At 69.8% G+C, this 14501-nt stretch carries 18 protein-coding genes; 12 read left to right on the top strand and 6 right to left on the bottom strand.

Annotated features, from left to right (window positions below):
- Window positions 1–26: 26 nt before the first annotated feature.
- Genes NH2_RS01350 through NH2_RS01335 form a run of 4 tightly spaced genes read right to left on the bottom strand, consistent with a single transcriptional unit; the run spans window position 27 to window position 3069 of the window.
- On the bottom strand, window positions 27–791 hold the full coding sequence (locus NH2_RS01350; RefSeq protein ID WP_067646837.1) for an ESX secretion-associated protein EspG: 765 nt from the start codon (window positions 789–791) through the stop codon (window positions 27–29).
- Window positions 788–2161 (bottom strand): hypothetical protein, encoded by a 1374-nt coding sequence (locus NH2_RS01345; protein ID WP_067646833.1) that lies wholly within the window; start codon window positions 2159–2161, stop codon window positions 788–790. The genes NH2_RS01350 and NH2_RS01345 overlap by 4 nt, the downstream gene beginning before the upstream one ends.
- On the bottom strand, window positions 2161–2547 hold the full coding sequence (locus NH2_RS01340) for a hypothetical protein (RefSeq protein WP_067646830.1): 387 nt from the start codon (window positions 2545–2547) through the stop codon (window positions 2161–2163). Before NH2_RS01340 ends, NH2_RS01345 begins: the two co-directional genes overlap by 1 nt.
- Window positions 2548–2553: 6 nt before the next feature.
- Window positions 2554–3069 (bottom strand): DUF3558 domain-containing protein, encoded by a 516-nt coding sequence (locus NH2_RS01335; protein WP_169811434.1) that lies wholly within the window; start codon window positions 3067–3069, stop codon window positions 2554–2556.
- A 387-nt stretch (window positions 3070–3456) separates the two neighbouring features.
- Here NH2_RS01335 and NH2_RS01330 point away from each other — a divergent pair, with 387 nt between their 5' ends.
- Window positions 3457–4632 (top strand): aminotransferase class I/II-fold pyridoxal phosphate-dependent enzyme, encoded by a 1176-nt coding sequence (locus NH2_RS01330; protein ID WP_067646824.1) that lies wholly within the window; start codon window positions 3457–3459, stop codon window positions 4630–4632.
- 10 nt (window positions 4633–4642) lie between these two features.
- Here NH2_RS01330 and NH2_RS01325 read toward each other — a convergent pair whose 3' ends face one another.
- Window positions 4643–5296 (bottom strand): Uma2 family endonuclease, encoded by a 654-nt coding sequence (locus NH2_RS01325; protein WP_067646821.1) that lies wholly within the window; start codon window positions 5294–5296, stop codon window positions 4643–4645.
- Between the two features lie 225 nt (window positions 5297–5521).
- Here NH2_RS01325 and rpsH point away from each other — a divergent pair, with 225 nt between their 5' ends.
- The 11 genes from rpsH to NH2_RS01270 all read left to right on the top strand — a co-directional run bounded on the left by rpsH (window position 5522) and on the right by NH2_RS01270 (window position 14061).
- Window positions 5522–5920, top strand: a complete 399-nt coding sequence (gene rpsH / locus NH2_RS01320; RefSeq protein WP_067646818.1) for a 30S ribosomal protein S8 — start codon at window positions 5522–5524, stop codon at window positions 5918–5920.
- A 13-nt stretch (window positions 5921–5933) separates the two neighbouring features.
- Entirely contained in the window at window positions 5934–6473 is a 540-nt protein-coding gene (gene rplF, locus NH2_RS01315) for a 50S ribosomal protein L6 (RefSeq protein WP_067646816.1), read from the top strand.
- Window positions 6474–6475: 2 nt separating this feature from the next.
- Window positions 6476–6895, top strand: a complete 420-nt coding sequence (gene rplR, locus NH2_RS01310) for a 50S ribosomal protein L18 (protein ID WP_067647626.1) — start codon at window positions 6476–6478, stop codon at window positions 6893–6895.
- 70 nt (window positions 6896–6965) lie between these two features.
- Complete coding sequence (gene rpsE, locus NH2_RS01305; protein WP_067646813.1) at window positions 6966–7631, top strand: 30S ribosomal protein S5; 666 nt, start codon at window positions 6966–6968, stop codon at window positions 7629–7631.
- Window positions 7631–7825, top strand: coding sequence for a 50S ribosomal protein L30 (gene rpmD, locus NH2_RS01300; protein ID WP_067646809.1), 195 nt, complete (start codon window positions 7631–7633; stop codon window positions 7823–7825). The genes rpsE and rpmD overlap by 1 nt, the downstream gene beginning before the upstream one ends.
- Complete coding sequence (gene rplO / locus NH2_RS01295; RefSeq protein WP_067646807.1) at window positions 7822–8265, top strand: 50S ribosomal protein L15; 444 nt, start codon at window positions 7822–7824, stop codon at window positions 8263–8265. Before rpmD ends, rplO begins: the two co-directional genes overlap by 4 nt.
- A 165-nt stretch (window positions 8266–8430) precedes the next feature.
- Complete coding sequence (gene secY / locus NH2_RS01290) at window positions 8431–9759, top strand: preprotein translocase subunit SecY (RefSeq protein ID WP_067646805.1); 1329 nt, start codon at window positions 8431–8433, stop codon at window positions 9757–9759.
- Window positions 9756–10301, top strand: coding sequence for an adenylate kinase (locus NH2_RS01285; protein WP_067646802.1), 546 nt, complete (start codon window positions 9756–9758; stop codon window positions 10299–10301). The genes secY and NH2_RS01285 overlap by 4 nt, the downstream gene beginning before the upstream one ends.
- Window positions 10301–11101: a type I methionyl aminopeptidase gene (gene map, locus NH2_RS01280; RefSeq protein WP_067646799.1), complete on the top strand. Its 801-nt coding sequence runs from the start codon at window positions 10301–10303 to the stop codon at window positions 11099–11101. The genes NH2_RS01285 and map overlap by 1 nt, the downstream gene beginning before the upstream one ends.
- Before the next feature lie 108 nt (window positions 11102–11209).
- On the top strand, window positions 11210–13270 hold the full coding sequence (locus NH2_RS01275; protein WP_067646796.1) for a PPE domain-containing protein: 2061 nt from the start codon (window positions 11210–11212) through the stop codon (window positions 13268–13270).
- Window positions 13267–14061 (top strand): ESX secretion-associated protein EspG, encoded by a 795-nt coding sequence (locus tag NH2_RS01270; protein WP_067646793.1) that lies wholly within the window; start codon window positions 13267–13269, stop codon window positions 14059–14061. The genes NH2_RS01275 and NH2_RS01270 overlap by 4 nt, the downstream gene beginning before the upstream one ends.
- 1 nt (window position 14062) lies before the next feature.
- Here NH2_RS01270 and dtd read toward each other — a convergent pair whose 3' ends face one another.
- Complete coding sequence (gene dtd, locus NH2_RS01265; protein ID WP_067646791.1) at window positions 14063–14494, bottom strand: D-aminoacyl-tRNA deacylase; 432 nt, start codon at window positions 14492–14494, stop codon at window positions 14063–14065.
- Between the last annotated feature and the right edge of the window lie 7 nt (window positions 14495–14501).

The raw sequence follows: 14501 nt of genomic DNA, 5'->3' as shown, positions 1-14501 counted from the left end.
CGCGCGCGGGAGGCTCGCGGTTCCCGCTACCGGCTACCGGCCGGACGCCGGGTGAACATGCCGATGTGGTTGGCGATGCGCTGCCGGAGTTCGTCCGGCGGGCCGGGGATGACGGTGAGGTCGTCGCCGTTGGGGTGGTGCTGGAGTAGGTAGCGGCCGTCGTCCGGGTAGTCCAGCCAGAGAAAGGCGCGGCCGTCCGAGGTCGGGCGGGCATCGAGCTGGTAGCCGGGGTAGACGGTGATCTCGCCGGTGCCGATGCGGGGGCGGCGGAAGAAGCGCTGCACCTGTTCGGTGGGGGAGAGCCGGGTGGGGTGCCTGCCGTAGACGGGGGCGTCCAGGTCGCTGCGCCTGCCCTCGAAGCGCGGGGTGCGACCGCCCGGCGCAGGTGGGAGGTAGGCGACGATGCGGTCGGCAAGCGCGGCGGGCGGCAGCGCGCTGATGGTGACCGGGCCGCCGGAATCGCGGTCCGCGCCGGGTGCCTGCACGGCGAGCGCGCACCGGTCACCGGCGATGCCCGCGTAGAGGCGCACCACCCCGGATTGCGCGGGGCCGTGCAGCCCCTCGATCTCGACGCGCACCTGCGGCTCGAGCAGCACTCCGAAGGCCGCGTGCAGCCTCGGGTCGTACACCCGCAGGATCTCCTCCACACCGAGCTGCCTGCGCTCGCTGTGGACCAGCTGCGACTCTGCGAATTCGGGGCGGAAGGTCAGGGGGTAGGGCAGCCGGTCGCGGCCGTGGGCTTCGAGCGCGAGGGCGAAGGCGTGCGCGCTCAGTGTCCAGCGTTCGCTCACCCGCCGATCACTCCGCCCGGTGGCAGCGTCGGCGGCAGCTCACCGATGAGTTCGTGCTCGCGGTCCCGTACGAGGTAGTCGGGGATCTTGTGTTCGCTGTCGTCGTCGCCGTTGGCGCCGCGGCCCACGCCGCCCATCATGCCGGGCATGCCGTAGGCGCCGCGGCCGGTGGTGGTGGCGTTCCGGGTGGCCGTGGTCGTGGCGGGGGTGCCGGTCGCGGTCGGCGAGCCGGGCACGCTCCGGCCCGGGTCGGGGGAGGTGGTCGTGGTCGGGGTTCCGGTGTTGGTGGTGGGGCTCGGGGTGCCGGTCCTCGGGTCGATCGTGGTGGTCGGGCGGTCGGCGGTCGAGGTGGGGACCGTGCTCGCGGGGACCGTGCTCGTCGGGGTGGTGCTGGACGTATCGGTGCTGGTGGGCGAGGTGTTCTCGTCGTCGTCGGAGGTGCTGGTCGGATCCGGCTCGGCCGTGCTGGTGTCGGTCGGGTCTTCCTGGGGAGTCCCGGGCTCGTCCTTCGGGCTGCTCTGCGTGTCGGTGGGGCTCGGCGAACTGGTCGTGCTCGGCTGGTTGCCGCTGTCCGTGGAGCCCGGGGCCGGGGTGCTGGCCGGTGCGTCGCCGGAATCACCCACGGTGTTGCGCGGCACCGGGAGGATCGGGGTCTGCCGGTCGACGGTGGCCGACCCGGGCTGGTAGGTGCCGATCATGAAGAGCTGGGCGTCGGCCTCCGCCTCGTTGGCGCGGTGCTTGGCCGCTTTGATCAGCCCGTTGCCGGGTATATGGCCGACGAACTCGTCGAAACCCGAGACCTCCTCGGGCTGTGGAATGGCGATCTTCGCCTGTCCGAGCAGTCCTTCCATGTAGTCGATGCCATTGGCGACCATCTGGAACGCGGTGGGAAGATTCGCTGCCTCGGCGGCGTAGCCCTTGATTCCCTCGATCGCGGCGTTGCCGGAGGCGCCCGACCACTTCTCGGCCAGGACCCGCTCCATTCCGGCGCGGTAATCCTGCACCGCGGTGCGCGTGCCCTCGGTGAGCCGGCGCCAGCCGTCGGCGCCCGCATTCACGTCGCCCGCGCTCACGCCCGGTTCGGCTCCGCTGCCGTTCAGGGCCTCCCAGATCTGGCGGTGTGACCAGGTGCTGAATGCTTCCGGTGCGGTGACGGCCTCCTTCGCCATCGCCACCGTGGCGCCGTTCTGCAGCCGGGACCATTCGCTACTGATGATGTCGCGGTCGCCCTGCCAGGTTTGTTTGCCCTGCTCGTCGAGGGTGGCGCGGTCATTGTCCGCAGTGCTGGAGCGGTCGTAGTTGTCCACGATCTTGAAGACGCCGAGGGTGCCGACGTGACTGAAGAATTCGCCGATATCGCTGAGGCCCATCAGAGTCCTCCGTTCCTGAGGGGGTCGGCCGATTGCTGGTCGGTGGTGTGGAGTCGGCCGATGGCGGCGAGGAAGGTATCGCGTTGATCGCGGGCGATGGATATGTGCTGGTCGAGGCGTTTGACAGCGGAATCTTCGGGGTCGTCGGCGCTGGCCGCGACGGCCTTGAACTCCAATTTCTGGCGGATTGCCTGGGCGGAGGGGAGTCCGCCCCAGCCCGTCAGATGGTCCAGCCTTTGCGCTTCGGCTTTCTGGAACTCGAGTTCGGTGATGTATTCGGCGATGACGGCCGCGATCGATTGACCGAGATCCACGTCGATTCGGATGATGCCGTCGATGGCCTGCTGTTTCAAGTTCCGCCAGTACGCGGCTTGGTCCTCCGTCACCGTTGCTCACTTCGGTAGGTGCGGTTCAAGCGCTGCCGCATACTGCTGTGCCATCTCGCAGGCGTCGCCGACGCGGGCACCCTCGGTACTCAGCCACGCGGTCTGCACTTCGAACATGCCTTGCTCGGCCTCGAACGACACGTAACAACTGTCGGGATCGGAGTTCTCTCGGGCGACGAATCCCGGACGACCGTTGACCGTGGTGTCGCGGAGAACCGTCAGGCTGTCCTTCTCGCGACCTTCATCGAGCGTGTGGCTCGTCGAGAAGACGGCGATGCTCCGGCGACCGGACCCGTAGCGATCGTCCAAAGGTTGCCAGCTGCAGACCCGCCATGAGGAGATTCCGGTGGGCGGGTCGGTGGTGATTCTCCGGGTTGCTGGATCGAGCCCGGCTCCCCGCAGCACCTCGTCCGACAGCGCTCCCCGGCACGGGTTGAAGATCTCGATCTCGTCCAGATTCCGCACCGTCGTGGTCGGCCCGGCCGAACTCGGCGACCCCTCGCACCCCGCGAGCACCGCCACTCCGACCGCCCCACAGCCCAACGCCCGCAGCACCCCGACACCCCGCACAGCAGCTCCTCCCCGGTCGACCACGACTACCTTCTTGGACGCGCCCCGCTCCCGGACGGTTCCCGTCGAGTGAGTCCCGGGACCATGGAAGCACAAGGGGCGCTCCATCCGCGGCCGCGGACGACCTGAGTTCTGTCCACGCTACGGAGAGCGGTCGCCTGGGCACGGCCGTCACAATTCCGCCAGGGACCCGAGTTGTCGCAGCTCGGGTCCCTGGCGCACGTGGGTGACCCGATGTGAAACCGGGCATACCGAGGCGTTGTTCACGGACCATTCACCTTAGTGACAGTGGCTGTCACTAACTTCCGTCGCAGCACCCGACGCACGCATCGGAGAGTTGTGAACCCACCCCTTTCAGCCACTGCCGAAACGGTTTTCGACGAATACGCCATCGGTGCCCGGCCCCGGCCCGCGGCCGAGATCGGCGAGCTGACCGAGTCCTTCATCGCCGGCATGCTGGCCGAGAAGCCGCGCTTCCTCGGCTTCCCCGCGAACATGGACTTCCGCTTCAGCGAGCTCGCCGGCGTCCTCGACATCTTCGTCAACAACCCCGGCGACCCGCGCAGCGCGGACAAGGCGGGGATCAGCTCCAAGCCGATGGAGTGCGCCGTGGTGGACGCCGTGGCCCGGCTCGCCAACGGCGCACCCGACGAGACCTACGGCTACATCGCCGCCGCGGGCAGCGAGGCCAACCTCTTCGGCCTCGACCGCGGCTGCACGGCGCTGCCTGCGGCCAGGATCTACTGCAGCAGCGCCGCGCACTACTCGATCCGCAAGGCCGCCCGGCTCATGCGCCGCGAGCTGGTGGTGGTCGACGCCGACCCGACCGGCCGCATGGACCCGGCCGCGCTCGCCGCAACCTGCCGTCGGGACGCAGGGCGCGGCGCCATCGTGGTCGCCACTCTCTCCACCACCATGACCGGCGCCGTCGACGACGTGGACGCGATCATCGCCGCGGCGAGCCCGGCAGGCGAGGTCTACGTGCACCTGGACGCGGCGCTCGGCGGGCTCATCGTCCCGTTCACCGAGTACGGCCCCACCTGGGGTTTCGCCCGACCCGAGGTCGGCAGCATCGCGATCAGCATGCACAAGGCGCTCGGCACGCCGGTGGTCTGCGCGCTCGCCCTGTGCCGCGCCGGCCTGGTGCACACCGCCGTCGAGGGCGACTACGTCGGCGCCACCGACGCCACCCTCGGCTGCTCCCGCTCCGGCCTGGCCGCAGTCCTGCTCTGGTACGCCCTCGCGGGCAAGGGGCTCTCCGGCCTGGAGGCGGATGCGCACACCGCCCTCGCCACCGCCGCCTACGCCGAGCGCGCCCTCGCCGCCGCGGGCACCCACCCGCTGCGCCACCCCGCCTCGGTCACCGTCGTCTTCGACCGCCCCGCCGATGCCGTCTGCCGCCGCTACCACCTGGCCACCGAGGGCGACCGGGCGCACGTGATCACGCTCCCGCACGTGCGCGAGGCCATGATCGACGAGCTCTGCCTGGCGATCACCGAGCAGCGCGGGATGTGAGCGCCGCTGGTCAGAACTGCAGGTCGGTCCAGGGGATGCGAATCGGGAAGGGAAAGTCGGTGCTGACGGCGTCGGAATCGGCGGGTATCCAGCGGCCGGCGGGCACGTAGTTGGCCGGGTAGAGCGGGTGCACACCAGTGGGCAGCCGTCCGTGCCCGGTCTCCAGGACGTGGGCATCCACCGTGGCGATGGCGCTCTCGTGCGGTTTCAGGGCGACCTCCCAGTACCAGGGGATCCCGGCCCTGGCGTACCGCGCCTTCTTGCCTTCCCGGTCACTGTGCGAGTTGGCGGGCGAGAGAACTTCGCCGACCAGCAGTACCTGGTGTGCCCGGACGTCCTGGTAGGGCTCGGGGAGGCACTCGTGGATCAGGAAATCCGGCGTGACGAAGTCGGACTTCCCCGTCGGGCCGAAGAAGATGTTCGTCTCGGTGTGCACGCGCCAGCACTGTTCCGGTTCGCGGTCCATGTACTCGCGCGCGCACCGGCGCAGGCCGCTCCACATGAGGTTGGTGAACTCCTGGTGCTCGGCGGGCCCCCGCCGCAACCACACCACCCGCCCCTCCCACAACTCGATCCGCGCCGCGATCTCCTCGGGAAGCCGCTCCAGCTCTTCCCAGGTCATGAACTCGGGAAGATCGGGCCGATCGACGGGTGCCAGCGCCATGGATCGATTCTAGGGCGGAGGCGACCCGATTTTGTCCAGGCAAAACGCGCCCTTACACTAGAGCGGTTGCCTGGGCACAGCCATGTCTTCCGTGTGCGCACCCGGTGGCGAGAACTCACCCGGCCGGCAAGTGCCGACCGGACCAGCCGAATTGTCGTAGGCCCACGGTCCGCGTGAGCGGGCGTTGCATGGGAACCGCGGCGAGAAAGGTGTCGAGGTCTAACCATGACCATGACCGATCCGATCGCAGACTTCCTGACCCGTCTGCGCAACGCCAACTCGGCGTACCACGATCAGGTGAAGGCTCCGCACTCGAAGCTCAAGGCGAATATCGCCGAGATCCTCAAGCGCGAGGGCTACATCTCCGACTACCGCACCGAGGACGCGACGGTGGGCAAGACCCTGATCGTCGACCTCAAGTACGGGCCCTCCCGCGAGCGCAGCCTCGCCGGGGTGCGCCGGGTCTCCAAGCCCGGTCTGCGCGTGTACGCGAAATCCACCAACCTGCCCAAGGTCCTGGGCGGCCTCGGCGTGGCGATCATCTCCACGTCCTCCGGCCTGCTGACGGACCGGCAAGCGGCACAGCAGCGCGTGGGCGGCGAAGTCCTCGCCTACGTCTGGTAAGGGAGGCAGAGACATGTCGCGTATCGGCAAGAAGCCCATCGCAATCCCGGCCGGGGTCGATATCACCGTCGACGGCCAGGTCGTCTCGGTGAAGGGGCCCAAGGGCACCCTGTCGCACACCGTCGCCGAGCCCATCACCGTGACCCGCGGCGAGGACGGCCAGCTCGAGGTCGCCCGCCCGGACGACGAGCGGCGCAACCGCTCGCTGCACGGCCTCACCCGCACGCTGATCTCGAACATGATCACCGGCGTGACCCAGGGGTACGAGAAGAAGATGGAGATCTTCGGCGTCGGCTACCGCGTGGCGGCGAAGGGCTCGAACCTCGAGTTCGCCCTCGGCTACAGCCACCCGGTGCCGGTGGAGGCCCCGGAGGGCATCACCTTCGCGGTGGAGACGCCTACCAAGTTCTCGGTCTCGGGAATCGACAAGCAGAAGGTCGGCCAGATTTCGGCGGTCATCCACGGTCTGCGCAAGCCCGACCCGTACAAGGGCAAGGGCATCCGCTACGCCGGCGAGGTCGTGCGCCGCAAGGTCGGAAAGACGGGTAAGTGATCATGGCTAAGACAACGGCAAGCCAGGAGCGGAAGCAGGCCAAGCGGATCCCGCTCGGCAAGGATGTGTCGACCCGGCGTCGGCTCTCGAAGACCCGCCGCCACTTCCGGCTGCGCAAGAAGCTCGCGGGCACCACCGAGCGCCCGCGCCTGATCGTGCACCGCTCCGCGCGGCACCTGCACGTGCAGCTGGTGGACGACTCGATCGGCAAGACCATCGCCTCGGCCTCGACCATCGAGGCGGACGTGCGCGGCCTGGAGGGCGACAAGACCGCCAAGGGCGTGAAGGTCGGCCAGCTGATCGCGGAGCGTGCGAAGGCCGCGGGCGTGGAGGCCGTGGTGTTCGACCGCGGTGGCCACGACTACCACGGCCGGATCGCCGCGCTGGCGGACGCCGCTCGTGAAGGTGGGTTGAAATTCTAATGAGCGGAGCTTGCGGAGCGAACATTCAGCACAGCTCCAAATTCGATATCGTCAACGGAAGGAACGTCTGATGCCGGGACGTCAGCGGCGTGACGGCGGAAACGGACCCGCCGGACAGAACAGCAGTGGTGGCCCCGAGGGCGGGCGCGACAACCGCAGGGGCGGCGGCAACGACCGCCGCGGCGGCGATCGGCGGGATAATGCCGCCGAGAAGAACCAGCTCGAGCGGGTCGTCGCGATCAACCGCGTCTCCAAGGTCGTGAAGGGTGGCCGGCGCTTCAGCTTCACCGCGCTGGTCATCGTCGGCGACGGCAACGGCCTGGTCGGCGTCGGCTACGGCAAGGCCAAGGAAGTTCCCGCGGCCATCCAGAAGGGTGTCGAGGAGGCGCGCAAGGGCTTCTTCCGCGTCCCGATGATCGGCTCGACCATCGTGCACCCGGTGCAGGGCGAGGCGGCGGCCGGTGTGGTCATGCTGCGCCCGGCCTCCCCTGGTACCGGTGTGATCGCCGGTGGCGCCGCGCGCGCCGTGCTGGAGTGCGCCGGCATCCACGACATCCTGGCGAAGTCGCTCGGCAGCGACAACGCGATCAACGTCGTGCACGCGACGGTCGAGGCCCTCAAGCAGCTGCAGCGCCCCGAAGAGGTCGCGGCCCGTCGTGGCCTGCCGCTGGAGGACGTCGCCCCCGCGGGCATGCTGCGTGCGCGCGCCCAAGCAGCGACGGGAGGTGCCAGGTAATGGCAGATCTCAAGGTGACCCAGATCAAGTCGTCGATCGGGTCCAAGCAGAACCAGCGCGACAGCCTGCGCACCCTCGGCCTGCGCGGCATCCGCAAGTCGGTGGTCCGCCCGGACAGCCCGGAGAACCGCGGTCTGATCAATGTCGTGCGCCACCTCGTGACGGTCGAGGAAGTCGAGGAGGGCTCGCGATGACCATCAAACTGCATCACCTGCGCCCCGCGCCGGGTGAGAAGACCGCCAAGACCCGCGTCGGTCGCGGCGAGGGCTCGAAGGGCAAGACCGCGGGCCGCGGCACCAAGGGCACCAAGGCGCGCAAGAACGTCCCCGCGGCGTTCGAGGGCGGCCAGATGCCGATCCACATGCGGCTGCCGAAGCTCAAGGGCTTCACCAACCCGTTCCGCACCGAGTACCAGGTCGTGAATGTGGGCCGGATCGCCGAACTCTTCCCCGATGGCGGCGAGATCGGTAAGGACGAGCTGGTGGCGGCGGGCGCGGTCCGCAAGAAGCAGCTGGTCAAGGTCCTCGGCGACGGGGAGATCTCGGTGGCCGTGCAGGTCACCGCCGACAAGGTGACCGGCTCCGCCAAGGAGAAGATCACCGCGGCCGGCGGCTCGGTCACCGAACTGGGCTGACGCTCGCTCTGCACCCCGGTGGCACCGGACGAGTGAATGGCTCGTCCGGTGCCACTGTTAGAGTTCAGTAGTTGTCTGCCAAAGCCGTCATGGGGCTCGGCGTCTCCGCTGTAGGACACCGCTGGAATATCCATGGCACAACCGTGTCGTTCGCCAGGAGGATCTGTGCTTTCCGCCTTCGTATCGGCCTTCCGGACTCCGGACTTGCGGCGGAAGATTCTCTTCACGCTGGGGCTGATCGCGCTGTACCGGGTCGGCGCCGCGCTGCCGTCTCCGGGCGTCGACTACCGGGCGGTGCAGGAATGTATCGACCTGGTCTCCGGCGGTGACAACGCGGGTATCTACCAGCTGATCAACCTGTTCTCCGGCGGCGCGCTGCTGCAGCTGTCGGTGTTCGCGATCGGCATCATGCCGTACATCACGGCGAGCATCATCATCCAGCTCCTCCAGGTCGTGATTCCGCGTTTCGAGGAATTGCGCAAGGAGGGGCAGTCCGGGCAGACCAAGCTGACCCAGTACACCCGCTACCTCTCCATCGCGCTCGCGATCCTCCAGGCCACCGGCCTGGTGGCGCTGGCGGCGCGGGGGCAGCTGCTGCAGGGCTGCCAGCAGGACATTCTGGCCGACACCGGCATCTTCGGCATGATCACCATCGTCGTCGTGATGACGGCGGGTGCCGCGCTGGTGATGTGGTTCGGTGAGCAGATCACCGAGCGCGGCGTCGGCAACGGCATGTCGCTGCTGATCTTCGCGGGCATCGCCGCCCGCATCCCGTCCGAGGGCAAGGGCATCCTGGACAGCCGCGGCGGTATCGTGTTCACCCTGGTCTGCGTCGCCGCGCTGCTCATCATCATCGCGGTGATCTTCGTCGAGCAGGGCCAGCGCCGGATTCCGGTGCAGTACGCGAAGCGGGTTGTCGGCCGCAAGATGTACGGCGGCTCCTCCACCTACCTGCCGCTCAAGGTCAACCAGGCGGGTGTGATCCCGGTGATCTTCGCCTCATCGCTGCTCTACCTCCCCAACCTCATCGCTCAGCTCACGGGTTCGACCACCGCGACCGAGCCGAGCTGGTGGCAGGAGATCATCCAGAAATACCTGGTGAACCCCAGTAGTCCGGTCTACATCGCGATCTACTTCGGGCTGATCGTCTTCTTCACCTACTTCTATGTGGCCATCACCTTCAACCCGGAGGAGCGCGCCGACGAGATGAAGAAGTACGGCGGTTTCATCCCCGGCTACCGTCCGGGCAAGCCGACCGCCGATTACCTCCAGTTCGTCCTGAGCCGGATCACCCTCCCCGGCTCGATCTATCTGGGTCTGGTCGCCGTGCTGCCCAACCTCTTCCTGGAAATCGGCAACTCCGGTGGTAGCGCCATGCAGAACCTCCCGTTCGGCGGTACCGCGGTGCTCATCATGGTGAGCGTCGGTCTCGACACGGTGAAGCAGATCGAGAGCCAGCTGATGAATCGCAATTACGAAGGGTTCCTGAAGTGAGAGTTGTACTGCTCGGTCCGCCGGGTGCCGGCAAGGGCACTCAGGCCGTCCTGCTGTCCGAGAAGCTGGGCGTTCCGCACATCTCCACCGGGGATCTGTTCCGCGCCAACATTGGTCAGCAGACCCCGCTCGGCCGCGAGGCGCAGAAGTACATGGACGCAGGCGACCTGGTGCCGAGCGACGTGACCAACCGCATGGTCGAGGCGCGGGTCGCCGAGCCGGACGCCGCCAACGGCTTCGTGCTCGACGGCTACCCGCGCACCGTCGACCAGGCCGACGCGCTGGAGAAGATCCTGCGCGAGCTGGACTCCAGGCTCGACGCGGTGCTCTGCTTCGTGGTCTCCGAGGAGACCGTCGTGCAGCGCATGCTGGCCCGCGGCCGCAGCGACGACAACGAGGACGTCATCCGCAACCGGCTCCGGGTCTACCGCGAGGAGACCGAGCCGCTGCTGCAGCACTACGACGGCCTCGTGGTGACCGTGGACGGCGTCGGCGACGTGGACGACGTGAACGCCCGCGCGCTGCGCGCCCTCGGCCACTGATGGTCTTCGGCCGCAAGAGCAAGAAGGTCGTCCCCTTCCGGACGGCGGGTGAGCTGGACGCCATGGCCGCGGCGGGCGCCGTCGTCGGGCGGGCGCTGGTCGCGGTGCGCGAGGCCGCCAAGCCCGGGGTCTCCACCCTGGAGCTGGACGCCGTCGCCGAGCAGGTGATCCGGGAGGCGGGGGCGGTGCCCTCGTTCAAGGGCTACCACGGCTTCCCCGGCTCCATCTGCTCGTCGGTGAACGACCGCGTGGTGCACGGCATCCCGATCGCCGAGGAGATCCTCGCCGAGGGCGACCTGGTCTCCATCGACTGCGGCGCCATCCTGGACGGCTGGCACGGCGACTCCGCGTTCACCTTCGGCATCGGCGCCGTCATCGAGGCGGACGCGCTGCTCAGTGTGGCCACCAGGCTCTCCATGGAGGCCGGGATCGCGGCCATGCTGCCGGAGAACCGGCTCACCGACGTCTCGCACGCCATCGAACTCGGCACCCGTGCCGCCGAGGCCGCGCACGGCCGCGAGTACGGCATCGTCGACGGCTACGGCGGGCACGGCATCGGCCGGGAGATGCACCTCGACCCGTTCCTGCCGAACGAGGGCGAGCCGGGCCGCGGCCCGCGGCTGGTGGTCGGCTCGGTGCTCGCCATCGAGCCCATGCTCACGCTCGGCACCACCGAGACCACCGTGCTCGGCGACGATTGGACCGTCGTGACCAGCGACGGCAGCCGGGCCGCGCACTGGGAGCACACCGTCGCGGTGACCGAGGACGGCCCGCGGATCCTCACCCCGCGCCCCGAATAGCCGGGGCCCCGCGAACCGCGACGTTCACCGGACTGGCCTACACTCGCCTGTCGGCAGGCGGGTCACGGGGAGTGCCGTCTGCGGTCGCGAGCGTCGAGGAGCGTTCTCATGGGGTACACCAGCCCGTTTTCCGAGCATCGGCGGCAGGCCGGGCAGGGGCACGTCAAGATCGAGACTGAGATCGCGGTCTACTGCGCACTGGCGTGTGAGGACGCGATCGAGCAGCTGCGTGCGCTCAAAGAGCTGCTCGGCGAGACCACCTACAGCACGATCGGACGTTTCGCGCCGGAACCGCTGCCGAGCGGAGCGCTGCTGCCACGCTGGTTCAGCGACAAGGCGTTGCAGTTCAACGGCAGGCTGGACGAGCACATCACCCTGCTCCAGGATCTGACCGAGACCTTCATCGCCGCGGGCAACACCTACGCGGAGGCCGACGAGACTTCGAGGGACCACCTCGGAGCGCTGAACGCGGTCAGCTCGGACCCGGCCGCCGCCGATTACGGGGACTTCCATCCGGAACAGTTCAGCCCGCCCGTCGAATACGACAGGGAGACCGACCGGCCGCAGGTGCCGAGCCAGTTCCTCGCGACCGGAATCCTGACCATGGAGGGCTACCGGGACTACCGGGAGAACCACACGGCGCTCTCGCCGGAGGAACTGGTCGCCCTGCACTTCAGCATCGCACCCGAGCGCGCCGCCAATGCCGCCGAGGGCTGGCAGTACGTCTACGAGAAGCTCGAGCGCGAGGCCTCGGAGTTCGAGCGGAACATCGCCCGGCTCGTCGAGGGCTCCTGGGAGGGGTACGGGGCCGAGAGCGCCGTCCAGGCCGTGCACGGCTGCGGCGCCTCGATGCGGACCCTCGGCAGTACCGCGAATCTCGTCTACACGAATCTGGTCTACGTCTCGCAGTGGCTGCAGGCGACAAAGCTCGAGATGCCGGACAACCTCCACGACGCGGGGTGCGACCTGCAGGAGTATCAGCGGCGGTTCAACGAGGTCTACAACGCCGGGCTGGACGCCAGCTGCCGGGCGTTCCCGGAGATGCCGGTGACGCTGCCGCCGCCCGCACAGCCCGCCGTCCCGCCCGGCGACAGCGGCGGGGGTACCGGCGGGGGTGGCGGGAACGGCGGGGGCGGAACCGGCGGCGGGGGCAGTGGCTCCGGCGGGGGTAGTGGTTCCGGTGGCGGGTCGGGCTCGGGCGGCGGCTCCGGGGCGGGCGGGTCAGGTACCTCGAACCCGACTGGCGGCCAGCCGCAGCAGAGCCCGTACGCGGACGAACTGCAGGCGGCGAGCGAGCAGTACGCCGGCGAGGCGCAGGCGGCCGCCGGGCAGGCGGCGGGGTTGGGCTCCGGGGCCGGGCAGGGCGGGCAGTCCGGCGGGGCCGGGCAGGGCGGATCGCCCGGCGCGCTCGGCAGTCTCGCGGACCTCGGCCAGCCGGGGGCGGGCGGCCAGCCGGGCCTCGGCCAGCTCGGCGCCGGGCTCGGCAGCGGTGGACAGGGCGGCGGCGGGCAGGGCAGCGGTGCTTCGCAGGGCATGCAGGCGCTGATGGGGCTGCTGAACCCGCTGCTCACCTCGCTCTCGCAGGGCGTGCAGGGGCTGGCCCCGGTCCTCGCGCAGCTCGCGCAGCACGGCGGGTTGCCCGCGCTGCCCACCCTGCAGGAGCTGCTTGGCGGGTTGCCGAGCGAGGTGCAGACGCTGCTCGGCCGGGTCTTCGACGGCTCGGCGCTCGCCGATCTGCTGGCCGGAAAGGACCTCACCGAGGTGCTCGGCGGCCGTGACGTCGCGGAGATCCTGGCGGGCAAGAGCGTGGCCGACATCCTCGGTGCGCGTGACCTCTACGACCTGCTGAACCTGCCGCATCCGGACGAAGCGATCGCCGGCCGCGCGTCGGTGCCGGGGCCCGCCCTGCCCGGCACGCCGTTCGCTGCCGCGCAGTGGGGCGCCGGGGTTCCGGGTGAGGTCGTGGACAAGCCGTTCGCGCTGTCCTTCGCCGCCGGGAACGACGAGGGCGGTGGGCCCGCCGGGCTGCTGCGCGCGGCCGGGGCCGGGGAGCGGGACGAGGTGCTGCGGCCCGGCGTGCCGGTGGGGCCGGACGGCGAAGACGACGCGGCGGATGTCGCCTTCACCCTCGGGCTGCCCGCCGCGGCCCGTCCCGGGGCGAATTCGTGAACCGGAGCTGGGATCTCACCGATCTCGAGTTCGCGGTGCTGTGGGAGCGGATCAACCGCAGCGACCTCCCGCGGCCGTTCAGCTTCATCAGCCGCACCCGCAAGCTCAGCGACTACGAGCGCGAGAAACTCGAGGTCTGGGACCGGATGCGGCCCGAGGTCGACGACTGCCTCCGCGACGTCTTCGTAGCCATGCACCGGCCGGAGGCGTACGTGGTGGTGCTCGGCTGGTGCGACCACGACACGCAGAACCCGGCGAAACGGGTGCGGGCGCGGGCCGTGCGCTCGGCGACCCACGGCTACCTGCTGCGGCAGCTGCCGGGGGAGACCGTCTGGCACAGCGGGGGGTTCACCATCGAGGAGTGCGGGCCGCACGGGATCGCCGAGGCCGTGGTCCGGATCCTGCCCGAGCGACAGGCCGGGCGGCTCGGCTCCATCCCGATCCTCACCGACCAGGTCGACGACCACGAGCGGTTCCGGTCGGTGCCGGACTCGCGGGTGACCATGCCGAACCAGGACAGCCCCGCGGACCGCAGCGCCAAGTTCTTCGCGCTCCCCGCCGAGCTGACCGGGGCGATCACAGTGCACCAGGGCTACTCGGCGTTCGGCCCGCGCGGCATCCTGGAGCAGGCCATGCTGTGGCGGGACCTGCCGGACGACGGCCGCTACGTCATCGTGCTCGACCGGGCGCCGACCGCGATGGGGATCGGCACCCGCAGGCTGGTCGCGCTGATCGACGCCGCGGTGGAGCGGATGCGCGACCGCGCCGATTCGCACTGGGAAGCGGGCTGACTCAGCTCTCCAGCAGCAGCGTCACCGGACCGTCGTTGACCAGCTCGACCCGCATGTGCGCGCCGAAGCGGCCGGTCGCGACGGTGGCGCCGAGGCCGCGCAGCGCGGCCGCGAAGGCCTCGACCAGCGGCTCGGCGACCGGGCCCGGCGCGGCGGCGGCCCAGGAGGGGCGCCTGCCCTTCGCGGTGTCGGCGTACAGCGTGAACTGACTGATCACCAGGATGGGTGCGCCGACGTCGGCGGCGGAGCGCTCGCCGGTGAGGATGCGCAGCCGCCAGAGCTTGGCGGCCAGCGCCTCCGCGTCGCCGCCGGTATCGCCGTTGGCGACCCCGACCAGGGCGACCAGCCCCTGCGGGTGGGGGGCGATCCGGCCGACGGTCTCGCCGTCCACCGTCACGGCCGCACTGGTCACCCGCTGCACCAGGATTCGCATGCGGGTG

The sequence above is a fragment of the Nocardia harenae NBRC 108248 genome, assembly GCF_001612885.1.
Lineage (GTDB): Bacteria > Actinomycetota > Actinomycetes > Mycobacteriales > Mycobacteriaceae > Nocardia > Nocardia harenae.
This window is presented reverse-complemented; position numbering and strand designations above follow the sequence as displayed.